This window comes from Halobacteriovorax sp. CON-3 (assembly GCF_043196995.1).
In the GTDB taxonomy this organism is placed as follows: Bacteria; Bdellovibrionota; Bacteriovoracia; order Bacteriovoracales; family Bacteriovoracaceae; genus Halobacteriovorax_A.
On sequence record NZ_JBEBNA010000001.1, the window covers coordinates 788452 to 812203 of the forward strand.

The following is a 23752-nucleotide window of genomic DNA, read 5'->3' on the forward strand; positions in this document are numbered from 1 at the left end:
ATGTCTGAGTTTAAAAATATTATTATCGAAAAAGAAGCCTTCACAGGTGTTATCACAATTGACCGTGAAGAAGTTTACGGTGCTCTATCAAAAGAGGCGAAGTTAGAAATTATTTCTGCGATCCGTACACTAAATAGAGATAACGAAGTTGGCTGCATTATTCTTGCTTCTAAAGGCAAAGGATTTTGTACAGGCCAAGATCTAAATGATCGCACTGTACAAGCGGGTGAAAAACCAGTTGATCTTGGAGTCACTCTTGAAACAGAGTGGAACCCACTTGTAAATGCAATCAAAAACTCAAAGAAGCTTGTTATTGCAGCAGTTGAAGGCGTCGTTGCCGGGGCTGGCGTATCTGTTGCTCTTGCCTGTGACTTAGTTGTAGCAAGGCCTGGAATCAAGTTTGTTTCAGGTTTTTCAAAACTAGGACTTTGTCCAGATGCTGGCTCAACTCATATGTTTACTCAAGCACTAGGGCCAAAGAAAGCGATGGAGTACTTTCTCTTCAATGCTCCCTTAACTAGTGAGCAATTAGAGAGCGCAGGCCTTATTAATAAAGTCAGCGAAGAGGCATTAACTGATGCGAAAGCTTGGGCAGGGCAAATTAATGCCATGGCACCTCTTAGTGTGAAAGCAATTAAAGAGAATATTGGTGTTGCAATTGACAGCACTTCTAAAGAATCAATGGATCGCGAAACCGCATATCAGAGATTCTTAGGAAATAGTGAAGATTACAAAGAAGGCCTATCGGCATTCTTTGAAAAGAGACAAGCAAAGTTTTTAGGAAAATAGTATGAAGGGTTCCAGCAGACTTTTACGTAAGCATGGCATCACTAAGTGACGCTTTGCTTACGTAAAAGTCTGCTGGAACCCTAAAAAAAGGAGGCCATATGGCAGCAAGAGAATACACTCAAGAAGAATTACAATTATTTGAAGACATTCAAAATGGTAAGAAATTTGATAAGGGAGATGAATTACCTCCTCTATATAAGAAGGCCCTAAGAAACCTTCTATGGATGCAACACGATTCAGAATACTCTGGAGCGCTAGGATATGCACCATGGATTGAAAAGGCACCAACGATGCAAGAAAAAGTTGTTGTTGCTCAAATCGTTAAAGATGAAATGAGACATGCTTCTGTTTGTTACAGACTTCTTAAAGGTCTTGGTGAAGATGTTGACTCACATATTGAAAAGTCAGAACTTGGATTCAAGATGCCAGAAGACGAAGCACAAATTGGATTCCAAAGATTAAAAGAAGATTACCGTGTAAATATCTTCTACTACGGTATTAACTTTTGGGAAGACTTCATTCTATTTAACTTCCTAATGGATAGGGCCGCAGGTCACCAGTTAGAAGACACTCTTGATTCAAGCTACCTTCCTTGGAAGAAAGGAATTGAAGGAATCTATAAAGAAGAAATCATGCACCTTGCACACGGAGATAAGTGGATCAAGATTCTTGCTGAAGGTGAAAATAAAGAATTTCTACAAGAAAGATTAAATATCTGGTGGCCACGTGTAATGAATGTCTTTGGTTCGACTAAAGGTCGCTCAAATGACCTATACGTAAAACTAGGTCTTAAAAAGAGAACAAATGCAGTTGTTCGCGATGTTTTTGTAAAAGAAGTAGAAGAGCTTTGTCAGCAAGCTGGACTTGTTCTTCCTGTTTACGACGAAGACGCACAACCACAAAGGTAATAATTTAATGAATATAAAAAGTGTACTAGTTATTGGTGCAGGAACTATGGGGCGAGGAATCGCCCAGTGGTTTTGCCAGCATGGTGCTAAGGTTGAACTAGTTGACCAACACCTAGAGATGGCCCAAGCAAGTGGTGATCTCATCCACTCTTCTTGGGATAAATTACAAAGCAAGGCCAAATTTGACGAAGCAGAAGTTGCTGCATTTAAGAACAATTTAAGCATCGTTGAAATGAAAGATCATCAGGTTGATCACGACCTTGTTATTGAAGCAATTGTCGAAAACCTTGATATCAAAAAACAAGTCTTTGCACGCCTTGATGAAGTTATGAAAGAAGAAACAATATTCTCTTCAAATACATCATCAATCCCAATCACAAAGATGGCAAAGGACCTATCAAAATCTCGTCGAGAGAAATTTCTAGGACTGCACTTCTTTAATCCAGCAACAATTATGAAGCTTGTGGAGATTATCGAAACACCTTGGAGTTCAAAAGATTGTGCTCACGCCCTTTATGATTGGTTTGAACGCTATGGAAAAAAACCTGCTCTATGTAAGGACTCTCCTGGCTTTATCGTTAATCGTGTGGCCAGAAATTTTTACGGCGAAAGTTTTCACCGCCTAGAAAATTATGACCAAGAGCAGGTCGCAGAAATAGATCGTGTCATGAAAAATGTTGGTGGTTTTAGAATGGGGCCATTTGAATTAATGGATCTTATCGGAATTGATGTCAACTATGATGTCACGCAGTCTGTATGGGCCTCATACTATTATGAACCTCGTTTTAGGCCACATAAAATTCAAAGAGAAATGGTTGATAGTGGCCGTATTGGACGCAAAGTAAAAGAGGGGTTCTATCGTTATGAATAAAACAATTTTAGTAAGTGATAACCACCCTCTTTATAAGAATGTTCTTGGAAGTGAATTTCTTTCAATTGTCGTTGATCCTTATAGTATCAACACACTTGATGGTGTTGACTTCGATGAAACAGACTTCGTAATTGACCTAACGTGTTTTGATCGCAATTCAAAGATGGATCTCTATGAACATCTCGACATCGTCTTCGGAGGGCCAATAGTCTCAGATCTTACAGTAAACTGGGGTGAATACCTTATCGGACAATATGAGAATGTACTTGGTGCAGTGGCGGCAGCTTTCTATTCGCCAAAGAGCTGCTTTGAATTCTATATGAAAGACGACGTTATTGAAGAAGCAACATTTGATGTTTTTAAAAAGCTTGGCTTTGACTTAGAAATCGTTAACCACATTGGTATTGGCTTTACTTATCCAAGAGTAATTTCTCAAATTATAAATGAAGCATACTTTGCTAAAGAAGAGGCCCTTGCCTCAAATGCTGATATTGATAAGGCAATGAAGTTTGGAGTAAATTACCCTCTTGGCCCATTTGAGTGGTCTGAGAAAATTGGCGTTGAAAAAATCTTACTTCTTCTTGAAGAGTTAAGAGAAATTACAGGTGATGCACGTTATCGTCCATCACGACTATTAAGGATGAATCTATGAGTTTAAATAATAGAGATGCATATATTGTATATGCCAAGCGAACTCCAATTGGAAAACTAGGAGGTAGTCTTGCTCACCTACGTGTCGATGACATGCTGGCCAACCTATTTCGTGACTTTTCTCAAAACTTTGATTTTGACATGAAAGAAATTGACGATGTGATCGTTGGTTGTGCAAATCAAGCAGGTGAAGATAACCGCAACCTTGCACGTATGGCCGCACTTCTTGGAGGTCTTCCTTTTGAGGTTCCAGGAGTAACTCTTAACCGTCTTTGTGCTTCTTCACTTGATGCTATTATCGATGGTTGGTCACGTATTAACTTAGGGATGGCAGATTGTCTTCTGATAGGTGGAGCAGAGAGTATGACAAGAGCACCTCTTGTGATCTCTAAAGGATCAACTCCATTTGGACGAGACTCGCAAATGTTTGACACAACTTTTGGTTGGCGATTTCCAAATAAGAAAATGGAAGAAATGTTTCCCCTATTAGGAATGGGACAAACGGCCGAAGAAGTTGTAGCAAAGCTTGGAATCTCTCGAGAGGATCAAGACCGTTTTGCACTGGCCTCTCACCAAAAAGCTTGTCAAGCATGGGAGAATGGAGACTTTAACGACGAAGTTCTACCTGTTGAAATCAAACTAAGAAAACAAACTTTAACAGTAGAAAAAGATGAAGGGCCTCGTCCTTCAACGACTTTAGAGGCATTAGCTGGTCTTCGTGCAGTCTTTAAAAAAGATGGATCAGTTACGGCCGGAAACTCGTCAATGATGAATGACGGTGCAGCTTGTGTTGCTCTAGTGAGTGAAGACTTCTTAAAGCGTCACGACCTAACTCCTCTAGTAAAGCTAACTGGTGCGGGAGTGAGAGGAATTCATCCAAATATTATGGGACTAGGTCCTGTCGAGTCGACAAAGAGACTAATGGATAAGTTTGGAAAGAAGATTTCGGACTTTGATGTTGTCGAACTAAATGAAGCCTTCGCATCTCAATCACTTGGTTGTATTCGCGAACTAGGCCTTGATGAATCAAAAATTAATCTACGTGGTGGAGCGATCTCACTTGGACACCCTCTTGGATGTTCAGGAGCGAGAATTGTAACGACACTTACTCATATCATGAAAGACAATGCAAACCTTAAACAAGGTCTTGCATCAATGTGTGTCGGAGTTGGGCAAGGTGTTTCTTTAAGTGTAGAGAATTGTAAATAGGAGCAAGACATGAATGAAGTAAAATTATATATCAATGGAGAGATTAGGCCATCATCAACTGGTGAAATGGTTGATTCAATTGACCCTTCTAACGGTGAATTTGTAGCGAAGGTTCATATCCCTTCAACTGCAGACCTTGAAGAGGCGGTACAGTCAGCAAAGACGGCCTTTTACAATAAAGAGTGGCGTGACATGACTCCTGCTAAGCGAGGAGAAATTTTGTTAAAAGTTTCGGAGCTTTTGAAAGAGAGAAAAAGAGAGTTCATCGAACAAGAAATTAAAGACAGTGGATCGACTTTTAGAAAAGCCGCTGCAGACCTTCACAACACTGCAAGCTTCTTTAAAGTCATGAGTAAGGTTGCAACAAATTTCAAGTTTGAACAACTTGATGAAAAGGCCACAAGAGCTGGCTTTTCTAAGAACACTCGTCGCTATGAGCCGGTAGGTGTTTGTGCACAAATTATTCCATGGAACTTCCCTCTTGTTATGGCGGGATGGAAAATTGGGCCAATTCTAGCAACAGGTTGTACAACAGTTCTAAAATCAGCGATTGAAACTCCAGTAACAGCAATGATGCTTGCACAAGTTCTTATTGATGCTGGTGTGCCAAAAGGTGTTGTTAATATCGTAACTGGTGGGGCCAAAGAAGGGCAATACCTAGTTAATCACAAAGATATCTCTAAAGTTGCCTTTACTGGATCAACGGCCGTTGGACGTGAAATTCTAAAACAAAGTGCACAAGAGATTAAGAACACAACAATGGAACTTGGTGGAAAGTCTGCCAATATCGTTTTAGACGATGCTGATCTTGATATTGCGGTTGATGGTGCTTTATACGCATTCCTCTACCACTCAGGTCAAGCTTGTGACTCAGGTACTCGCCTGCTTGTTCAAGATGGGATTTATGATGAGTTCATGACAAAGTTTAAAGAGAGAATTGCTCAAATTGCTATTGGCCCAACGCCAGAGAAGACAACAGGATTTGGTCCGGTTGTTTCAGAAAAGCAATTTGATACAATCATGGGTTATATCAATAAGACAAAAGAAGAAGGTGCAAAGCTTATTTATGGTGGTGAACGTATCACTGATGGTGACTTTGCCAAGGGTTATTATATCCAACCAACAGCATTTGAGATCACTCCTGATAATACAATTTGGCATGAAGAAATTTTCGGTCCAGTTGTTGGAATCACAAAATTTTCAACGCAAGAAGAAGCAATCTCTTTAGCAAATAATTCAATTTACGGACTTGCAGGTGCTGTATGGTCAAAGAATGAAGAGCGTGCGCTTAATATTGCAAAAGAAGTTGAAGCAGGAACTGTATGGATTAATGAGTATCACCTACTTAATCCAGGAATGCCATTTGGAGGCTTTAAGCAATCTGGTGTTGGACGTGAAATGGGAGAAGAAGGTATCAAGGCCTACCTTGAAGTGAAACACCTATGGGAATCTGACTGCAATACTCGAGAAGGGAAAATGTGGTTTGATGCACTATTCTAGATAGATAATAAAAAAGGCCTTCGTCATGAAGGCCTTTTTTTTTATTAGTATAATACTTTAAGAGCAATATCACCAAAGTCATCATAGATTGAGAATGATTTCTCTAAATGACTTTCTCTAAATACAATATCGAGATTAGCATCAATACAAGTCGTGATAAAGTCACGTCCATAAATTTCATAACTACGATTTAGGTAAGGTTGAAATTCACAAATCCTAACCCTTGGGTACTGATAAGGAATACTTTCATAACTTAGAGCAAAGAACTCACGGTAGCGAATGTAATTATCACCAATTCCTGCAAGCCTAGAAAAAACATGATCAATTCGACGATTATTAAATCTAAATAAGTCAGCTAATTGCTTAGAGTGCTGTGCTGTACCAGGGCGATAAACAGGATCATTACAGTAGCTAGCTTCTTCACCACCCTCATCATCAAGGTTAAATGTTTTCAAGATACATTTAATTGGTGTTGCTAGAGTAAGAGTAGATCCTTTTCTTCCGTGCATAAATCGTCTAAAGGTCTTATCTTCATTAATCGATCCATGAACAAGCCCAAGAACATCTCCTGTTCTTGTATCAACAACTCCACCACCCATTGAATCATCGCGGATATTACAATTCTTCATAGCAACTGCTGAAGAATCATCATTATTACTTGGAAAGAGAACATTATTATTTGTCTTTCGACAGTTATATCTCATGCGGTTAAGTTCATAACCAGTATTATCAAGCTTCTTCTTAATGAACCATAATTGGTAGTAACTAAAGTCACTCATCTTATTATCTGAAATTTCAGCATAGTTTCCAGGAATCACTTCTTTAAATTTGATCGTAGTGAAATTTCCATTATAAGTTTTTTCTTCGTTGAATTGTGATTGGCCAGCAAGAATTTCACCACACTGATATACTCGGCCATTTGTTGTCTTTGCTGCAATAGAACTACATTTTGCCTCGGCCACGCAATGTGATGGAACAACCATATGCTGTTCATCGGCCATATAACCAGTACAGTATGTTGGGAACTCACCTGCGCTATTGATAAAGAGAATGAATGAGTCAGTACACTGTCCCTCTTCGAAACAGTCGAACTTAACCTTCGTTGAGGTCTCTAATTTCGAGGTCTGTCTCGTCACATTCTTTTTAGCACCATCATCTCCGCCAGGAGTTCCACATGAACATAGAACAAGAAGAGAGATAGTTATAAGTGTTAATGCCTTAAGCAAAGTCCGTCTCCAAAAACTTCATTTAGTCCGATTTTTTACCATAAATAGGATTTTCAATAATGATATTGTAATTTATTCAAGAATCCTCGACACACAGTGGCGAAATCGACGATTTTAACGTATTCTTGTTAAATATGATGATCGTAAGTGCATGCTTGGCCGGTAAGAAGTGTCGATATGACGGTGAGCACAAAAAACAACAACTTATAAGTGACCTAGTTGCTCAAGGCAAGGCCATCGCTGTATGCCCAGAAGAGCTTGGAGGACTTCCCACTCCTCGTCCACCAGCAGAAAATGTTGATGGAAAGCTCATTACAATTGACGGAGAAGACGTCAGTGTCAACTATGAACTAGGTGCCCAGAGATCTTTAGAGATAGCATTGGAAAACTCATGTACCAAGGCCCTCTTAAAATCAAAGTCACCAATGTGTGGAGCAGGTCTTGTCTACGATGGAAGTTTTGCTGGTAACCTCATCGAAGGTGATGGTGAGTTTACAAAGAAGCTAAAAGAGAACGGTATCCAAGTTCAAGCAATCGACTAATCCAAAGTTTTCATACATCTAACAAAGCTGTAACAACTCAATTACAAAATCAATTAAGATAGACCTACTAGAGCACTAGGAGGGTCTAGATGAATGAATTAGAACTAAAGAAATTTCAAGCAAGAAATTTACAAGGACGAATGAAGCACCTTAGTCATCAACTTGAATACTTAAAAGTTAATCCTGAAGACTGGGAGAATTTTCAATCAATCATTAATATGAAGTTTAATCATCTTATCAATGATTCAATTTCACTTGGAAGCGTTGAGGCGGCAAACTACCTTGCTCTCTTACAAAACCATTTAAATGAAAATTTTAATAGTGAGACGATCACAATCGTAAAAGATCAATTTGATGAAGTTCTTGATGCCTTGGATGGCCTTGGGGTTGAGCTTTTAATTAACTCAGAGATTCAATCAGAATTTACTCACTAGGTGGATGGCAAGTAAATAAGCCCCGCATTCGCGGGGCCATCCTTTTGCAGTAATTATTGTGGTTTTAATTAACCAATTAGTTTTAGAGCTGCAGCACCTTGAGAATTAGACTGAGCAAGTACTGAAGAACCAGCGTTAACAAGAATATCATTCTTAGCTTTCTTCGCTGTCTCAGCTGCGTAGTCAGTGTCTCTGATACGAGAGTTCGCTGCACTTAAGTTTTCTGAACTGATTTGTAGGTTGTTAATTGTAGAATTTAATCTATTTTGCTTAGCACCTAGCTCAGCTCTTTGTCCTGCAATACTTTCAATTGCAGTGTCTAGGTTTGCAAGTGCAGATTGAGCACCTTCTTTTGATCCAACTTCTAGATCAGCAACACCTAGGTTTTCAAGAGAAGAATTCAGAACATTCGTATCAAATTGAATTCTATCTTGGAAATCATCATTATTAATACCGATTTGGATATCAAACTTATCACCAGTTCCAGTTAGAAGTTTCTTTCCGTTAAACTCAGTAACTTCTGAAATTCTTTGGATCTCTTGCTTAAGGTTTTGATATTCAAGATCTGTAAACTGTCTCTCAGTGTCACCTACTGTGTCCGATGCAGCTTGTACAGATAGTTCTCTTAGTCTTACTAAGATGTTTGATACTTCATTCAGACCACCTTCTGCGATTTGAATCATTGAAATACCGTCACTCGCGTTTCTTTCTGCTTGATTAGTTGATCTAATTTGCCCTTTTAATTTCTCAGAAATTGCTAGACCTGCAGCATCGTCAGCTGAACGTACAATTCTTGTACCAGATGATAGTTTTTCTAATGACTTTGATTGAGCTGAATTTGATTGACCTAATGATCTTTGTGCAGCTAAAGACGTTACATTTGTGTTAATACGCATACCCATTGTGATACCTCCGTGATCTATTTCCCCCCCGTACTCAGGGTTGTCCCGACCATTGGAACAATGAGCATACTGCTCTTGTGAATTTTATTAACTTTTTAATTAAGTCTTCTGACCTAACATGAATCTTCTCGGAGGTGAAAATGAAAGCTTTAGGAAAATATTAAATTATTTTATATTTTTTTTTACATTTTCTAAAATTTAGAAAGCGTTCCAAAATCCCTAATTTTTTTAGACTCTATAATGATAAGTTTATAAATAAAATAAATAATTCACCGATAATGACCTATATGGAAGAAGGGAAACCACTCATATTTCTCGAGCCTCTTACAGAAACTGTAAAGAAGCTCAAGGAAACGATTGAAGCATCTGCGGAAGCAGAAGGTATCGAAATCTATGAAGTTGAAAGTCCCGAGGAATATAATCAACTAATTCCCACGATTGGCCAGTCACTCACTATTGCCAGTAGTCCTAAGAAGACCGCTCAATGTATTCAGCCCCTAAGAAAATTCATTCATAAGAATAATGTTAAGGTGCTTTTAATTAACTCAAAATCTATCCCTCCTAAGACTTTAGAGAAGTTTAGAAAGATTGGCCTTACTGAATATATTCAAGAACCTGTTCCCGCAAAAACATTAGAATATAAAGTAAACCTTATTCTAAGGTCTCTAAAGAAAGCCGAAGAAGCCGCAGAAATGGAGCTTAAAAGTGGAGAGGAAAAGGCCCTTGCTCCTGAAAATAATTATGAAGATAAGAAAGAGGCCGAACGAAATAGCAACGGTGGTCACCTAAAGGGCAATGTCGCAAAGTCTGCAGCTCAAAAAGATAATAAAGATGTCTTTGATGATAGTACCTATGCAGACTATAGCGATGGGGAGGAGATTGAAGAGCGAGGAATGTCACTAAAAGACTTAAGTGCTCATCAAAAACAAAATAACCAGGCTCCAGGTCACCTAAAAGGTTCAGTTGATAAGAACAATAAGGAAGGTGCCTCTCCAGAGATTAATTTTGAAGAGGATCTCTTTAAAAGTCTAGAGCAACAATCTAGTAAATCAAATAAAGACCTTGGTGGAAACCTGAAAGGTCAAACGTCCCCTACTTTAGATGACGTAGACAAAAATAAAGATGATTTTGGAGATGACCTTCTTAAAAGTCTCGATAATGTAAAAAAGAGTTCACAAAAATCTGATGAACTCGGTGGCCAACTAAAAGGAAGCCTAACTCCTACATTAGAAGATGTTGAAGATGATGAAACAGAAGAGGACCTTTTTAAAAGCCTTGATAGCGTAAAGAAATCATCAAATAAAGCAGATGATCTCGGTGGTGCTCTTCAAGGAAATGTCTCTCCAACATTAGATGATATTGAAGATGATAAAGATGCGGACGAGGATCTTTTTGCAAGTCTAGACAAGGTTAAGAAATCCACAAATAAAGCGGGTGATCCTGGAGGATCACTTGAAGGTAGCGTCTCCCCTACATTAGAGGATGTGGATGATGAGAAGAGTGCTGATGAAGACCTCTTTGCAAGCCTTGATAATGTAAAAAAATCTAACTTTAATGAAAAGAAGAATGCCCCGAGTTTAAAAGGCAAGATTGATCCAACACTAGATGATATTGACGATGATGACGATGGTTTTGATGACGACCTCCTAAAGACATTGGATGAGCTACAATCCAATCAAGGGATCGCTAGGCCAGGAGAGAGACTAAGCTCTAGAGGCCCAGTAAATGATGAGCTTATTGATAATGAAAAGGGCCTAGAAAGACAGCAAAAAGAAGGCGCTAAAGCAGCTGGTGCAAGAAAAGGGGCAGCACAAGAAAAAGACAATAAGAAAAGTGGCGATGAGGATCTCTTCGCTTCCCTTGATGCTCACTCGAAAGAGAAGAATAAAAGATATGATAATGTTCACAATCTTGACCTCAATAGAGGAAATAAAGAAGAACAAGACGAAGAGACAAAGGCCGGCGGCCCGAGTATTGAATATAAGAAAAAAGGTGATCTCGGAGAGCAGACTATCGACTATAGTAACCTCGACAAGCAGCCTGAGTATGATGGTGGCACTAAGGAAGAGCTTGAAATTAAGTTCGCCGAGGGCGACGATCCCCTAGCGGCCAAGAAGAAAGAAGAAGCCGAGCGCCTTGCCCTAGAACTAAAGTTACAACAGCAACAGGAAGCAAAAAGAAAACAAGAGGAAGCAAAGCAGAAGGAAATTGAGGCCGAACGTGCCAAAGCACTAGCTGAAGCGGAGGCCGAAAGGCTTCGAAATGAGCAAGAAATAGAAGAGGCCCTAGGCGCCATCTTTGTTCCCGATCCAAAAGATATGAACTTCTTTATCGAGGCCATGAATTTTGTCATTGATGGCGATGGTATCAAAAACTTCACAAATGAATATATTAATACTTTCTGCCATGGAACTGTCGTTGTCTATAATATTCAAAATGAATGCATCCTAGGTAATGAGGATGTGGATGATCGTTTTGATGCCATAAAGAATGTCTTAAAGGCCAAGAGGAAACCAAGTTGGAATGATACAACTTTTCAAAGCGAGCTTCTCTATTATCACATCCCTATTATAGAAAATGGAAAATATCATAACTTCCTCCTCTTTCTAACTTCAAAAGATGAAATTGCAAGATCTAGTGAGAATCCAAAAAGAGTCGAATTATGCCTCCAGGTCTTAAAAGGGAGCTACCTAAGTGGAGAGGATCGTGCCTTAACAAAAGTAGCATCAAAAAAGAGTGGTTCTATTTCTGAATCAGTTAGTGGACTCTTTAAAGGAATCTTTGGAGGTAAGAAATGAGAGCGTACTTCTTTATTAAATTAAGCTCCCTTAAGGATATTAAGACTTTTGCTTTCTCACTCTATGTCTATAACTTAAAAGATAAGACCTATAACCTATCTCTTAAGGCCAATACGCCTTTAACAAAAGATAGCTATGAGCTACTTCGCTATATTGAAGAGAGTAAAAAAGGCAAGATCGCTGTCAAACTATCACAAAGGATGACCTACCTCGCAACAGTGGGCGAACTTGAAGAGATTGAACCTAAGGTTATTGAGGAAACGAAACAAAAAATTGAAATACTTAAAGAGTACGAAAATATCATCGAAGAACAGAGAATTAGTGAGCATATCGCACTACCTCCTCTTCGTAGTATGGTTTCAAAGGCAATTGATAAGGATGACTTTCTTCCAATAATCTTAAGGGCACAAAAAGAAATTATGCTTTTTTCAATCGATATTAGTCATACTGTATCCCTTGCACGTCACTTTGCAGGTGTTCATCTTAATAAAGATAATCTGACCAATCGTATTGTTGCCCTAAGCTACTTCTTTGCTAAAAAACTAATGATCGACAAGACTAATGACTTGGCAGATTTAGTTTGTGCTTCATTCTTAGCAAATATTGGCCTGACTCAAATTTCTCCTAATATCACTCACGGCAATCACACCGAAATTACGCCAGACCAAAGAGAACAATATTACAAGCACGTTAAATACAGTCGTATGTTCATTGATCAGAGTGGAATTAAACTTAGTGACACATGTAAAAAGCTCATCGATAGTCATCACGAAAAATATGATGGCTCAGGTATGCCAGACCAAATATCACAAGCAGGTCTAAACCTTAGTAGCGAGATCCTAGAGTTCATCTCCCATATAATGGAATATAGCTACGGATTAATCACAGGAGAAAAAACATCACTAAGTAGTGTTGTCTATATGATTGATGCGGGGGCCGGCGTAAATGGCCTAAATGTTAACTATAGTGGACGAATTAGGCCTCATGTTACGAGTGTCTTAAATCTCTAGCTAAACGTTCCATATGGAAGAGTATTACGTCCCATCCAAGTATGAAGGTTTGCCTGAATCTTTACATCCTCATCACTCTTGCTATCCATCACCTCAATCTTTGCAAAAGTTAACTGAGTTGTTCCAGTCCCTTTCCCAAAATCAAGATTATACATACGAGTCCATGTTCCCGTATTGATAAATGTTTTACCGTTAGAATATGTACGGCAAATCGGCTCATGAGTGTGACCTACAATGAGAACGTCTGTATCCTCGGCCTGTTGAAGATAGTCAAAAGTTAGAGATTCATAATCTTGAAATAGTGTAAGCTCTTTAAAGAAAAGCTTAAGCCAATCACCAAAGTTATCACTTATTTTAAAGAGAAAAATTGAACGTACCATAATGAAATAGATTACATTTGCCAGCATAAATCTAAGCGTAAAGAATGTGTCGTAAATTAGCCCATTGATAAGAAATTTATTAATTGGCCTTACTGCATTAACGTGGTCACGTTCTTCCTTAAATTTATTGATAACCCTTGTTACATAGTATGATCCCCAAGGAGGATTAAAGTATCTCTTCCCCGACTCATCTTCAATAATACAATGTTCTTCATCAAAGGTGTGAGCTATCTCGTATTCATGTCCATGCTTTAACACCACTCGATCGGCCGGGCGATACTCGTCATTTAGGTGACGAATTTCAAAGCGTGAGCGAACACTCTCATCAAAACATTCTAGGACTAAATCCTGTAGTGATTTAAAGACTAGCTCAGCATCGTGATTTCCAATGATAAAAGTTATTTTCTTATTCTTTGCTTTAAGAAAATCATTAAGGCCCTGCATAACTTCTTTGTGAGCTTCAAGTATCATCTTTAGCTTCTTTAAAGAAGATTCTTCTGACCAAAACTCATCATCATAAACTTTTATATAAGGTACGGCCAAGAGATCAAAGAAGTCACCGTTAATAATTAACTCGACTTCCTTATTGGCATATTCCTCTTTACTAAAGTATTCAAGAAAGTCCACGAGCTCTTCATCATAATGAAAGTCCTCTAGATAATTTCTTACACCATCAACATACTCTCCTGCTCCTAAATGAACATCAGAAATAACAATAATGGTTTTCTTTGAATTATTTTTGCGAAGGAATCTCATACGCCGACTTACCTATATTCAAGACTACTTTTTGAAAAGCAGGGTCTAGTGGAACGAAGAAAAATTTCTTCTTAGTATTAAAATCAAATTCAACACTAACTTCCATATCAGACTTAACTGTAATAAATTTTAAATTCTTATCATACTCATCAATAAACTTCCCACGGATAGGAGTGAGAGTTTTATTCTGAACAATAACCGCGACCCTACCATTCCTCGTCTTGGCAGGAGAGATGACTTTGTAATAACTAGGCATGGCCGTCACAATAAATGCTTCGGCCCTCTCCATTCTCTGTTGAGCATAGACATCATTAGATAATAAGAAGCTAAACATAAGGGAGAAAAAGAGGCAGGTTAATTGTTTATTATTCATATTTATATTGTAACTATTTAATATTTTATCGATTATAGCTGGCAAAGCTTACCTAGTAACGGCCTAATGTACTCTGAAACTGATGTCACGAAAGTTTCGATCCGATGAAGAATGTATGATAAACGCAATAAAGAAAACATTTACAAAGAATACTGAAGAACAAAACCTACCATTAGTGGACTTTTCTGATCCAGCACACCATTGGATTGTTTCAAACCCACATATTTTCAGATTCTTTCAAGATATACTTGGCCAACTTGATGATGAGGAATGTGAAAGCTTAGCATCTTATGGACAACTCGTTTTTTTAGAAAGCCAAGGAATGTACTCAAGTGTTATCCCATCTCATGGTGATAAAACTTTTGTTCTTATCTACCCTCAATTACTCAAAATGATTCGTTCCGCAGATAATGAGATGGCCCAAGCTGTCATCTTCCACGAATTAGGACACCTCTACTATCGTCACTTTACGATGAGGTCACAGTTAAGTGAGATGACAAAACAAATTGAAGCAGATGAATTTTCTATTCGTCATGGCCATGCCCTGGGACTTTTTAATTTCTTAAAGAGCATGCCGATCACGACTGAAGTTAGCCAAAGACTAGAAATGATTCGTTTAAGAACTTAATTTCATCTCGTATCTTAGCAGCATCTTCAAAACGTAGATCTTTAGAAGCTTCTTTCATTTCAAGCTTAAGCTCAGCAATACGCTTTTTAATCTCATCAGGAGACATCGTAACTTCTTTTGGAGCGCTCTTTTTCCCCTTCTTCTTATTTCCACGAAGAGTCTCAATAACTCCACCAGATACTTCTTTTAGAATTGTCTGTGGAGTAATCCCATTGGCCTCGTTATACTCCATCTGAATCGCTCGACGTCTCTTTGTCTCGCCAATTGCACGCTCCATCGACTTCGTCGTCTGATAAGCATACATCAGAACCTTACCATCACTATTTCGAGCAGCTCGTCCGATTGTTTGAACAAGTGATCTTTCCGACCTTAAGAACCCTTCCTTATCTGCATCTAAAATAGCAACAAGTGAAACCTCTGGTATATCAAGCCCTTCCCTTAATAAGTTAATTCCCACAAGAACATCAAACTCACCAAGCCTAAGATCGCGAATAATCTCAACTCGTTCAATCGTATCAATATCACTATGGAGGTACTTAACCTTAATCCCACTACCGTGATAAAAATTAGTTAACTCTTCGGCCAACTTCTTTGTTAGTGTCGTAATTAGAACTCTTTGACCTTTTTCAATAATCTTCTTAACTTCAACTAAAAGGTCATCAACCTGATTAGTTGCATCCCTTACTTCAATGATGGGATCAAGAAGACCAGTTGGCCTAATAATCTGCTCAACAAACTCTCCATGTGTTCTCTCCAACTCATAATTTCCCGGAGTCGCAGACACATAAAGAATATCGTCTAGTTTAGTTTTAAACTCTTCAAAGTTAAGAGGACGGTTATCAAGAGCAGAAGGAAGTCTAAATCCATAATCAACAAGATTCATCTTTCTTGCTCTATCTCCCCTATACATTCCACCAACCTGAGGCACAGTGATATGGGACTCATCGATGATCATCAGAAAGTCTTTTCTAAAGAAATCAATAAGAGTCGGAGGAGGATCCCCAGGCTCACTTCCAGTCATGTGACGAGAGTAGTTTTCGATCCCTGAGCAAAAGCCCATCTCCTCTAGCATCTCAATATCCAGAAGAGTTCTCTGCTCAAGTCTTTGCTTCTCAACTAATTTATTCTTCTTCTCTAAATCCTGTAGTGTTTCTCGAAGCTCTACTTTAATTGTTTTTAAAGCATGCTCCATTCGCTCTTCACCAACGACATAGTGAGACTTTGGATAGATTGTCACTTTTTGAAGTGCTTGAATCTTAGTTCCCCTTAAAGGGTCAACAATTGTAATACTTTCGATTTCATCATCAAAGAATTCGATTCGTACAACATTTGAATCCTCGTGGGCCGGAAAAACTTCAACGATATCACCACGTACACGAAAACAACCACGAACAAAGTCGATATCATTTCTTTCGTACTGGATGGCCACAAGTGACTTTAAGAATTCATCACGATCTCTCTCATCACCGACAAAGAGAGTCTCCCTCATATTTGCATACTCATCAGGAGAACCAATCCCATAAATACAACTCACAGATGAAATGATGATGACATCATCTCTCTCTAATAGTGAACGAGTTGCAGAGTGGCGAAGCTTATCAATCTCATCGTTTACTGATGAGTCTTTTTCAATATATGTATCACTACCAGGAACATAGGCTTCTGGTTGATAGTAGTCATAGTAAGAAACAAAGTATTCAACAGCATTATCGGGAAAGAACTCACGAAACTCAGCATAGAGCTGTGCTGCAAGTGTTTTATTATGAGCAAGAATAAGAGTTTTCTTTCCAAGCTTTTGAATAACATTGGCCATGGTAAATGTTTTTCCAGAACCTGTTACTCCAAGTAATGTTTGCTCTTTAGTCCCACTAGATAACTTTTCAACAATTGTTTTAATCGCCTCAGGCTGATCTCCACAAGGCTTAAACTTTGATTTTAAATTAAATACATTTTCACTCATGTGCCTATTTTATCTCATTATCTTAGTTTAAAACAGTGAAATTGAGGTATCATTAATATAACCAAGTTAGATTTTGTAAACTCGATAGAAAGTTTATATGATAGTCAAAATACGAATTGTTATTAGGATTTAAAATGAGTGTAGGTGAAACACCTAAAGGTGAGAAAAGAAAGACCGCGATCATTGAAACAGCAATTGATCAGATGGCGCAGAAAGGTATTGATGGTGCATCCTTTCAAAAAATTGCAAATACTCTTGGAGTTAGTCAGTCTGCAGTTTTTCACTACTTTAAAAATAAGTCTCAGCTCTTTCTTGGGGTTCTTGAGTATATCGTTACAAAGAATCACGCTAGAGTCATTAACACAATTTGCGAAGAAGATACTTCTCTAACAAAATTAAAAAAACATTGTCTCGCTAATTTCCAATGGCTCATTGACCGTCCTAACGAGGCAAAAACCATTCTCTATCTATACTATCGGGCCTCAATTGATCAAAAGGTCTCACAAACTGCAGCTAACCTCATTCACACCGGTAGAAAGAGAATTATCGAGCTCGTTCGTAGTGCTCAAGAGGATGGAGAGCTCGTAAAAGACCTAAACCCAGAGCTTGCTGGTCAGGCCATTCATGAGTTTCTAACAGGTGCCATCATCCAGATATTAAGCCTTTACAATGTAATTGATCCAGAAGAAGAGGTTAAGGCCTATACAAAAAGGCTTGATACGATCATTAACCGACTAAATAGCTAAAGAATAATCCTCGAAATTCCGAATAGATATTGGTGAAGGTTTTAATATCTTGTGTATTTTCCATTCTAGTTATTCTTAGTTTTTTTCTGAGTAAGGATGAAGTTGCACGTCGTTCAATCGCAAGTGTTAATAGGCCTAATTCCTGTCTTGAGGCCATCTCTGAATTTGTTAATTTTGGAACAGATCCTAAGTATGACACAAAGACTGCACAAATCATGAGATATCTGAAAGATAAGTATAAGGGCATTAACCTTTCTTATATTCATCGTTCAGGACTAGATCGTAAGATAGAAGATGGCCATTTAGTTTTTACTACTTTAAGAGGTAATAGAAAAATTCCTCTTAATCAGCAGCATCTTATTAAGGCCGATAAAGTAAAGGCCACAACTCCCCTTTCACAGCTAAGCGATTATCATCAAAAGCAATATGAGAATAATATTTCCAAACTTTATAAGTATCAAAATGATATCAGCACGATTATTTATGAAGCTCATAAGAAAGATGAAAAAGAAGTAACCGATTATCTTCTTGGTGAATATCAACGAATCAATACTCTTATCAAATTTTACCGCGGAGAATTGGACTACGTCCCATATGCACAGCTTGGAGATAACTCTTATAAGTTACACGAACCAGTTCATGTAGACTCTCACGGCAGAATAAGAACTCTTGTCCATTTTGATAACTCGACCTCAACGAGCAATTCAATCTTTGATATTTCTGCAAATGAAAGTGAAGAGATAAGTTACCAAACGATGTTTGCAAATTTTTTAAATAGCTTAAACTACAATCAAAACTTCTTCACCGCTCAAAGAGGTGTAAAGAAAGTCCAAAGCTTTACCTATATGAATGATAATGAAGTGAAGGCATCCTTTCATATGATTGATGCTGTAAGAGATCATGAATCACGCCCTGAGCTAGTTAATACCGTTAGAGACTTTCTCTTTAATGAGTATAAGAATCGCCTAAATATTGAAGACCAAGACTTAGATAAGCTAAAAGAAATTACGGAGCAATTAGAGGGCCGAACAATCGTTCTTGCAGCAGCTCGAAACTCCTATATGAAATACTCTTTTAAAGGATATGATGACTCTGGTATTCGCTACCTTTCCAGACAAAAGGATGAAATTGATATTTCGGGAACAATTTCAATTACTCTTTCAAAAGAAGTCGATCAAAAGCTTCCTCTTGAGATCTTTACAGGCCATGAAGTAGAAAGACAAAGGGGCGAAATTATCGCAGAGATTGGACGTTTTGCTGTTGATGGTAATGATTCCATTTTCAATGCGAATGACCTCATAGCAGCAGTTACCTTTGCGGCACAAAAAGTCGAAAACCTTGATCGCATTGTCATTGAAGCGGATAAAATAAGGGCCCGATCATTTAAGCGCTGGGGCTTTAAACCAATTCATGAAAGAATCAATTACGAAGGCAACACAGAGTACATCATGGAAGTTACACCAAAAGAACTTCTAGAGAGCGTTGAAAAAAGGTATTTTGAAAGTCTGTAATTTGATGGTATCGATACAAAAAAATAAAGCGTTTGTAAGTTACCCCACAAACGCTTATTTCACACACACAACACAAGAGAATAAGTTCAAAAGAACCTTGAACTTATAAAGCTATTAATTAAAACAGCTCTCAATTTGATTTTTTACTTCAGTTTTCTCTGCCCCGTTCTTGATTGAAATCTCTTGAACAATTAAGTCTCTACACTGCTCAAGCATTTTCTTTTCACCAAACGAAAGATTCTTCTTATTCTTTAATAAGAAAAGTGATCTAAGGACATCAGCAATCTCTAAAAGTGAACCAGTCTTCACCTTTTCCATATAGTCTCTATAGCGACGGTTCCAAGTTGAATTATCAACTGTTACATCGTGATCGTTAAGAAGTTCATATACTTCACTGATCTCATTCTCGTCGACGAGTACTCTAATTCCGTCTTTGGAATTCGTAGGAACCATAACAGTCATTCCATTTGCTACAACTTTGATGATGTAGAATGAAAGGTTATGTCCTCCCACCTCGCGATCTTCGATGTCCACAATTTGTCCCACACCGTGGCCAGGGCAAACTGCGTAATCTCCAATGTTAAACATTTCTACCTCCATGGGTATTTTCTCTCCCATTGAATATACTACGACGCAGCATCAGTCTCAATGAGCCTTGTAAGATTTACATATGATCTTTGATTTTTAGACAGTTCGTTGTAGAGAGCAGGCCCTATGATTTCAATGACTTATGTTTAGAAGAATAACGGTAGAGAGGTAGCATTATTTCAAATGTCGTATTCTTCTCTTCATTAAGGTACTTGATATGGCCATTCATGGACTCAATAATCTGGGTACTAAGGGCCAAACCAATCCCCATACCGGCTTCAGGCTTGGTTGTATACATATAAGCAAAGAGCTTCTTTTGATCCTTAAGCTCAATCCCTTTTCCTGTATCAACAATATGAATGATCAGCTGATTCTCACTATTAGATTTATAGCGAATGGTAATTCGTCCCTTCTCCATCTCTTCAATTGCGTCAACAGAATTGGAAACAAAATTTGTTAGCACCTGAAGAATTTGAACTTCCTTTCCCCAAATCTGGCAACCATCGCAGTCACCTTCGATATTTAAAGCAATATTATTTGCGCTACATTTATGAATTACCAGCTCTTGTAGTTGATCAAAAAGTCGATCTACATCAATGGCACTATTGTTGAGATGATTTGAATTTTTAGAAAGAAGTTTGATCCCTTTAATAATTTGATCAATACGCTGGGCCTGATTCTTAATCATATTAAAGCGCTTCTTCTCCTCCTCATCGACCGTGTTCTTCTCTAATCTCTTCACACTCCACAGAAGTACAGTAAGCGGATTATTTATTTCATGTGCAACGTTGGCCGCAAATTCACCAAGGTTTGCCAGACGATAATTATTAACGAGCTCGACATTCTTTTCTTCAAGCCTTTCATCACTTCGAATCTTTAGCACAAGAATAACGAGGAAACCGATAAGGCAGATCGTTAGCCCTGAAAAAGAAGCAACGTAGACAGCACGCTTAAAATCAAAAGAGCTAGTGATATCACCGTAAACATAAGCAGAGATCTGCCAGAACTCACTTTCAAGCTCTAGGTTTAGATCACTTAAGCGCTCTAAGATAACAATCGACTTAGCAATTTCCTTAAAGTCACTCTCCTGAAATTCATAACCATCTGTACTTTCGGCCCTGGTGAGAACTCCTTCAATGATTCCTCGAGCAGACGTGAGTATTTTATTTGCGACTTTTAAGTAGTCTTGAAACGACTTCGTCTCAAACTCATCTAAGATGAAGGCCTCACTCTTAAGAGCACTAATTTGCCCAAAGCTAGCATCAATTCTTAAATAGGCATCTTCTAGGTTCTCAATTGTTGGTGTATCTTTGAATTTAATGAGTTTTTTATGAGTATCGTGAATGGCATAGGCCACATGAAAATAAAGCCTAGCAACAACTCTTGAGTTAAAGAGTCTGTGTTCTTCCTTGTCAAAGATTCTAAGACCTGCTCCAAATCCAGCTGAAAGCATAAGGACAAGGATAATTAGAAAGCTATAGAATAAGTGCTTATTAGAAAGCTTACTAGTAGACGAATTCGATCTCATTTATCATCCAAATCCAGTCAGCTCCCTCTTCAGTAATTTTATCTTTAGCAATGACCCCTAAGCCTTTTCTTATAATTCGCATAGGGCCTAGCTCTGAATTCTGAAGCCACTTCCCATCTTGCTTATACATAATATAAGTCGTTTTCGAACGCTCGACGTTCCTTTGTATATGTACCTTATAAAGGTTAATCGCCTTAAGCTTCACAGAGGTAGCACTAGGAGCAAAGTAGACAAAGAGACTTTCTAGAGAAAGTGCCGTGACTTTAATTTTCTTATGCTGTTGATATGGGTCGAAAAAATCAAATTCGACACTTGGAATTTTTGTGAAGTAGTCGACTTTTACAACCTTATCTTCCTTATGAAGTTTTTGATTGAATATCTTAATTCTCTGCCTAGGTACTTTATTAGCAAAAGCACTTAGACTAAAAAGTGTGGCGATTAATATCAACGTTCTCATAAATAATTTTTATCACGATTAACACAATATGACCAAGTATAAAAGATAATTGAAGATGTGCGTTAATTTCATCTTTTTCGAAGAAATTGGTAAGCTCTCAAGGAACTAAAGGATTGAGTCGTTACGATACCTAATCAGCGATAAATAGGTAGCATGATTTCAAAAGTCGTATTCTTCTCTTTATTTAGGTATTTAATATGGCCATTAAGGGACTCAATGATCTGTGAACTAAGGGCAAGTCCAATCCCCATACCTGTCCCAGGCTTACTCGTGTACATATAAGCAAAAAGCTTCTTTTGGTCTTTAAGATCAATTCCCTTACCAGAGTCGATAATATGAATAAGGAGCTGATCTTCAGAGTTAGTTTTATATTTGATCGTAATTTTCTTCTTAGTCATTCCTTCCATTGCATCAATAGAGTTAACAATAAAGTTTGTGAAAACTTGAAGAAGTTGAACTTCTTTACCCCAGAGCTTACTTCCTGGGCAACTCCCTTCAATATTCAAAACAATATTATTTGCGACACATTTATGAATAATAATCTCTTGAAGGTGTTCAAAGAGTTCTTCAATATCAATTGAGCTATTATCTAAGTGATTAGAGTTTTGAGAAAGTAGCTTAATCCCCTTGATGATCTGATCAATCCTCTCGGCCTGGCCTTTAATCATCGCTAAGCTTTTCATTTCCTCATCTTTGGTATTACTTTTTTCAATCCTTTTTGCGCTCCACAATAAAACAGTAAGAGGATTATTGATCTCATGAGCTACATTTGCGGCAAACTCACCTAAGTTTGCGAGTCGATAATTATTAAGCAGCTCAACATTCTTCTCTTTTAGCTCTTCATCGCTCCTACTCTTTAAGATAAGCATAAATAAGAACCCAATCAGACAAACAAATAGGCCAATTATAGAAGAGAGAAAAACTATTCGATTAAATTCAAATGAAACTGCGGCATCCCCGAATACATTTGCAGACAACAGCCATGATTCACTCTCTAGTTTTAAAGTCAGATTATTCAAGCGATCTAAGACAAGAAGAACTTCATCAATTTTGATCAAGTCACTAGGAACATAATAATATTGCTCTTTTGACTCTACTTTTAAAAGAAGTGCCTCGATCTTTTCTCTAGCTGTGTTAAAACTACGATCGACCTCGCTCAGGTATTTAAGAAACGAGTCTGTATCATATTCGGCAAGAGAGTAAATTTCACTCTTATAGGCCATTGTGTGGCCTAGGATCGCATCAACTCTAAGAAAAGCGGACTCAAGAGTTTCAGAACTAGGGCTTTTCTTAAATTCTTCAAGATTCTGAGAAGTAGCATGAATACTTGCGACCACTTGAAAATACAATCTCGAAATAACACGAGCATTGAACAGCCTAGGCTCATCTTTATCAAAGATACGAAGGCCGGCCCCAACTCCAGCAGCAATAACAAATATAAAAATTACGATGAAGCTGTAAAATAAATGCTTATTCGAAAATTTACTCATAGATGAAAGAAATCTCATTAATCATCCAAATCCAATCTATTCCTTCTTTGGTAATTTTATCATTAGGAATTATACCTAACCCTTTTCTGATAACTCTTAAAGGACCTAAGTCAGAGTTTTCCATCCAACTACCATCTTGCTTATACATGATGTAAGTTGTTTTGGCCCTCTCAGTACTTCTTTGGATAATGACTTGATAAAGATTAACGGCCGTTAGCTTTACTGACTTTGCATCAGGCGCAAAGTGTTTAAAAAGACTCTCTAGGGAGAATGCTAATGCTTTATTTTTTTTATTCTTTTGATAAGGATCGACGAAGTAGAATTCTTCACTTGGAATATTTGTAAAATAATTAACTCTTACAACTTTATGCTCTTTATGAAGTCGTTGATTCACTATTTTAATTTTTTGTCTTGGAATCTTAGCAAATGCTGAAATACCGAATAATGCTAAAGACAGTATAACAATTTTCATACGTAAACTTAACACGACAAAAT

The 23752-nt window shown here is 37.9% G+C and carries 23 protein-coding genes; 13 read left to right on the plus strand and 10 right to left on the minus strand.

Going from position 1 to position 23752, the window contains the following annotated elements; translation table 11 throughout:
- The 6 genes from ABMA72_RS03595 (at position 1) to ABMA72_RS03620 (ending at position 5928) form a co-directional block, all read left to right on the plus strand.
- The gene (locus tag ABMA72_RS03595) at positions 1-789 is read left to right on the plus strand and encodes an enoyl-CoA hydratase/isomerase family protein (protein ID WP_392856163.1); all 789 of its coding nucleotides are present in this window, start codon (positions 1-3) and stop codon (positions 787-789) included.
- Positions 790-887: 98 nt separating this feature from the next.
- On the plus strand, positions 888-1697 hold the full coding sequence (locus tag ABMA72_RS03600; RefSeq protein WP_392856165.1) for a Phenylacetic acid catabolic protein: 810 nt from the start codon (positions 888-890) through the stop codon (positions 1695-1697).
- A 7-nt stretch (positions 1698-1704) separates the two neighbouring features.
- On the plus strand, positions 1705-2568 hold the full coding sequence (locus ABMA72_RS03605; RefSeq protein WP_392856168.1) for a 3-hydroxyacyl-CoA dehydrogenase NAD-binding domain-containing protein: 864 nt from the start codon (positions 1705-1707) through the stop codon (positions 2566-2568).
- The gene (locus ABMA72_RS03610; protein ID WP_392856170.1) at positions 2561-3220 is read left to right on the plus strand and encodes a 3-hydroxyacyl-CoA dehydrogenase family protein; all 660 of its coding nucleotides are present in this window, start codon (positions 2561-2563) and stop codon (positions 3218-3220) included. The genes ABMA72_RS03605 and ABMA72_RS03610 overlap by 8 nt, the downstream gene beginning before the upstream one ends.
- A complete protein-coding gene (locus tag ABMA72_RS03615) occupies positions 3217-4428 on the plus strand; it encodes a thiolase family protein (protein WP_392856172.1) in 1212 nt (403 codons plus the stop codon). The genes ABMA72_RS03610 and ABMA72_RS03615 overlap by 4 nt, the downstream gene beginning before the upstream one ends.
- A gap of 9 nt (positions 4429-4437) precedes the next feature.
- Positions 4438-5928 (plus strand): aldehyde dehydrogenase family protein, encoded by a 1491-nt coding sequence (locus ABMA72_RS03620; RefSeq protein ID WP_392856175.1) that lies wholly within the window; start codon positions 4438-4440, stop codon positions 5926-5928.
- A 44-nt stretch (positions 5929-5972) separates the two neighbouring features.
- Here ABMA72_RS03620 and ABMA72_RS03625 read toward each other — a convergent pair whose 3' ends face one another.
- Positions 5973-7154 (minus strand): hypothetical protein, encoded by a 1182-nt coding sequence (locus ABMA72_RS03625; protein WP_392856177.1) that lies wholly within the window; start codon positions 7152-7154, stop codon positions 5973-5975.
- A 134-nt stretch (positions 7155-7288) separates the two neighbouring features.
- Between ABMA72_RS03625 and ABMA72_RS03630 the strand changes: the two genes are divergently transcribed.
- On the plus strand, positions 7289-7696 hold the full coding sequence (locus ABMA72_RS03630) for a DUF523 domain-containing protein (RefSeq protein WP_392856178.1): 408 nt from the start codon (positions 7289-7291) through the stop codon (positions 7694-7696).
- An 89-nt stretch (positions 7697-7785) separates the two neighbouring features.
- Positions 7786-8130: a hypothetical protein gene (locus tag ABMA72_RS03635; RefSeq protein ID WP_392856179.1), complete on the plus strand. Its 345-nt coding sequence runs from the start codon at positions 7786-7788 to the stop codon at positions 8128-8130.
- Positions 8131-8198: 68 nt separating this feature from the next.
- Here ABMA72_RS03635 and ABMA72_RS03640 read toward each other — a convergent pair whose 3' ends face one another.
- A complete protein-coding gene (locus ABMA72_RS03640) occupies positions 8199-9032 on the minus strand; it encodes a flagellin (protein ID WP_392856180.1) in 834 nt (277 codons plus the stop codon).
- Positions 9033-9319: 287 nt separating this feature from the next.
- On the opposite strand from ABMA72_RS03640, the gene ABMA72_RS03645 reads away from it, so the two are divergent.
- Positions 9320-11830 carry a hypothetical protein gene (locus tag ABMA72_RS03645; protein WP_393056104.1) on the plus strand — a complete coding sequence of 837 codons (2511 nt, stop codon included), beginning with the start codon at positions 9320-9322 and terminating at the stop codon, positions 11828-11830.
- Complete coding sequence (locus tag ABMA72_RS03650; protein WP_393056106.1) at positions 11827-12840, plus strand: HD domain-containing phosphohydrolase; 1014 nt, start codon at positions 11827-11829, stop codon at positions 12838-12840. Before ABMA72_RS03645 ends, ABMA72_RS03650 begins: the two co-directional genes overlap by 4 nt.
- Here the strand turns inward: ABMA72_RS03650 and ABMA72_RS03655 are convergent.
- Positions 12837-13976, minus strand: coding sequence for a metallophosphoesterase (locus ABMA72_RS03655; RefSeq protein ID WP_392856186.1), 1140 nt, complete (start codon positions 13974-13976; stop codon positions 12837-12839). The two genes, ABMA72_RS03650 and ABMA72_RS03655, sit on opposite strands and share 4 nt — an antisense overlap.
- A complete protein-coding gene (locus ABMA72_RS03660; protein WP_392856188.1) occupies positions 13954-14349 on the minus strand; it encodes a hypothetical protein in 396 nt (131 codons plus the stop codon). Before ABMA72_RS03660 ends, ABMA72_RS03655 begins: the two co-directional genes overlap by 23 nt.
- Before the next feature lie 115 nt (positions 14350-14464).
- Between ABMA72_RS03660 and ABMA72_RS03665 the strand changes: the two genes are divergently transcribed.
- Positions 14465-14977: a M48 family metalloprotease gene (locus ABMA72_RS03665; protein WP_392856190.1), complete on the plus strand. Its 513-nt coding sequence runs from the start codon at positions 14465-14467 to the stop codon at positions 14975-14977.
- On the opposite strand, the gene uvrB is transcribed toward ABMA72_RS03665, so the two are convergent.
- On the minus strand, positions 14940-16937 hold the full coding sequence (gene uvrB / locus ABMA72_RS03670; protein WP_392856192.1) for an excinuclease ABC subunit UvrB: 1998 nt from the start codon (positions 16935-16937) through the stop codon (positions 14940-14942). The genes ABMA72_RS03665 and uvrB overlap by 38 nt on opposite strands.
- A 134-nt stretch (positions 16938-17071) precedes the next feature.
- Between uvrB and ABMA72_RS03675 the strand changes: the two genes are divergently transcribed.
- Together ABMA72_RS03675 and ABMA72_RS03680 are read left to right on the plus strand one after the other, a co-directional pair.
- On the plus strand, positions 17072-17683 hold the full coding sequence (locus ABMA72_RS03675; protein WP_393056108.1) for a TetR/AcrR family transcriptional regulator: 612 nt from the start codon (positions 17072-17074) through the stop codon (positions 17681-17683).
- A gap of 32 nt (positions 17684-17715) precedes the next feature.
- Positions 17716-19194 carry a hypothetical protein gene (locus ABMA72_RS03680; RefSeq protein ID WP_392856196.1) on the plus strand — a complete coding sequence of 493 codons (1479 nt, stop codon included), beginning with the start codon at positions 17716-17718 and terminating at the stop codon, positions 19192-19194.
- Positions 19195-19308: 114 nt separating this feature from the next.
- Here ABMA72_RS03680 and ABMA72_RS03685 read toward each other — a convergent pair whose 3' ends face one another.
- The 5 genes from ABMA72_RS03685 to ABMA72_RS03705 all read right to left on the minus strand — a co-directional run bounded on the left by ABMA72_RS03685 (position 19309) and on the right by ABMA72_RS03705 (position 23729).
- A complete protein-coding gene (locus tag ABMA72_RS03685) occupies positions 19309-19782 on the minus strand; it encodes a CarD family transcriptional regulator (RefSeq protein ID WP_392856197.1) in 474 nt (157 codons plus the stop codon).
- Positions 19783-19906: 124 nt separating this feature from the next.
- Positions 19907-21310, minus strand: a complete 1404-nt coding sequence (locus ABMA72_RS03690; RefSeq protein WP_392856200.1) for a sensor histidine kinase — start codon at positions 21308-21310, stop codon at positions 19907-19909.
- The gene (locus ABMA72_RS03695; protein WP_392856202.1) at positions 21288-21767 is read right to left on the minus strand and encodes a hypothetical protein; all 480 of its coding nucleotides are present in this window, start codon (positions 21765-21767) and stop codon (positions 21288-21290) included. Before ABMA72_RS03695 ends, ABMA72_RS03690 begins: the two co-directional genes overlap by 23 nt.
- Before the next feature lie 134 nt (positions 21768-21901).
- Entirely contained in the window at positions 21902-23257 is a 1356-nt protein-coding gene (locus ABMA72_RS03700) for a sensor histidine kinase (protein WP_393056110.1), read from the minus strand.
- Complete coding sequence (locus tag ABMA72_RS03705) at positions 23250-23729, minus strand: hypothetical protein (protein ID WP_393056112.1); 480 nt, start codon at positions 23727-23729, stop codon at positions 23250-23252. Before ABMA72_RS03705 ends, ABMA72_RS03700 begins: the two co-directional genes overlap by 8 nt.
- Positions 23730-23752: the final 23 nt, after the last annotated feature.

What these genes read in the sequence shown, in the direction of transcription:
- ABMA72_RS03615 (WP_392856172.1), top strand. Translation starts at nt 3,217, where the DNA reads ATGAGTTTAAATAATAGAGATGCATATATTGTATATGCCAAGCGAACT.
- ABMA72_RS03640 (WP_392856180.1), bottom strand. Translation starts at nt 9,032, where the DNA reads ATGGGTATGCGTATTAACACAAATGTAACGTCTTTAGCTGCACAAAGA.
- ABMA72_RS03605 (WP_392856168.1), top strand. Translation starts at nt 1,705, where the DNA reads ATGAATATAAAAAGTGTACTAGTTATTGGTGCAGGAACTATGGGGCGA.
- ABMA72_RS03635 (WP_392856179.1), top strand. Translation starts at nt 7,786, where the DNA reads ATGAATGAATTAGAACTAAAGAAATTTCAAGCAAGAAATTTACAAGGA.
- ABMA72_RS03655 (WP_392856186.1), bottom strand. Translation starts at nt 13,976, where the DNA reads ATGAGATTCCTTCGCAAAAATAATTCAAAGAAAACCATTATTGTTATT.
- ABMA72_RS03600 (WP_392856165.1), top strand. Translation starts at nt 888, where the DNA reads ATGGCAGCAAGAGAATACACTCAAGAAGAATTACAATTATTTGAAGAC.
- ABMA72_RS03645 (WP_393056104.1), top strand. Translation starts at nt 9,320, where the DNA reads ATGGAAGAAGGGAAACCACTCATATTTCTCGAGCCTCTTACAGAAACT.
- ABMA72_RS03620 (WP_392856175.1), top strand. Translation starts at nt 4,438, where the DNA reads ATGAATGAAGTAAAATTATATATCAATGGAGAGATTAGGCCATCATCA.
- ABMA72_RS03630 (WP_392856178.1), top strand. Translation starts at nt 7,289, where the DNA reads ATGATGATCGTAAGTGCATGCTTGGCCGGTAAGAAGTGTCGATATGAC.
- ABMA72_RS03675 (WP_393056108.1), top strand. Translation starts at nt 17,072, where the DNA reads ATGAGTGTAGGTGAAACACCTAAAGGTGAGAAAAGAAAGACCGCGATC.
- ABMA72_RS03685 (WP_392856197.1), bottom strand. Translation starts at nt 19,782, where the DNA reads ATGTTTAACATTGGAGATTACGCAGTTTGCCCTGGCCACGGTGTGGGA.
- ABMA72_RS03610 (WP_392856170.1), top strand. Translation starts at nt 2,561, where the DNA reads ATGAATAAAACAATTTTAGTAAGTGATAACCACCCTCTTTATAAGAAT.
- ABMA72_RS03705 (WP_393056112.1), bottom strand. Translation starts at nt 23,729, where the DNA reads ATGAAAATTGTTATACTGTCTTTAGCATTATTCGGTATTTCAGCATTT.
- uvrB (WP_392856192.1), bottom strand. Translation starts at nt 16,937, where the DNA reads ATGAGTGAAAATGTATTTAATTTAAAATCAAAGTTTAAGCCTTGTGGA.
- ABMA72_RS03695 (WP_392856202.1), bottom strand. Translation starts at nt 21,767, where the DNA reads ATGAGAACGTTGATATTAATCGCCACACTTTTTAGTCTAAGTGCTTTT.
- ABMA72_RS03700 (WP_393056110.1), bottom strand. Translation starts at nt 23,257, where the DNA reads ATGAGTAAATTTTCGAATAAGCATTTATTTTACAGCTTCATCGTAATT.
- ABMA72_RS03660 (WP_392856188.1), bottom strand. Translation starts at nt 14,349, where the DNA reads ATGAATAATAAACAATTAACCTGCCTCTTTTTCTCCCTTATGTTTAGC.
- ABMA72_RS03595 (WP_392856163.1), top strand. Translation starts at nt 1, where the DNA reads ATGTCTGAGTTTAAAAATATTATTATCGAAAAAGAAGCCTTCACAGGT.
- ABMA72_RS03650 (WP_393056106.1), top strand. Translation starts at nt 11,827, where the DNA reads ATGAGAGCGTACTTCTTTATTAAATTAAGCTCCCTTAAGGATATTAAG.
- ABMA72_RS03690 (WP_392856200.1), bottom strand. Translation starts at nt 21,310, where the DNA reads ATGAGATCGAATTCGTCTACTAGTAAGCTTTCTAATAAGCACTTATTC.
- ABMA72_RS03665 (WP_392856190.1), top strand. Translation starts at nt 14,465, where the DNA reads ATGATAAACGCAATAAAGAAAACATTTACAAAGAATACTGAAGAACAA.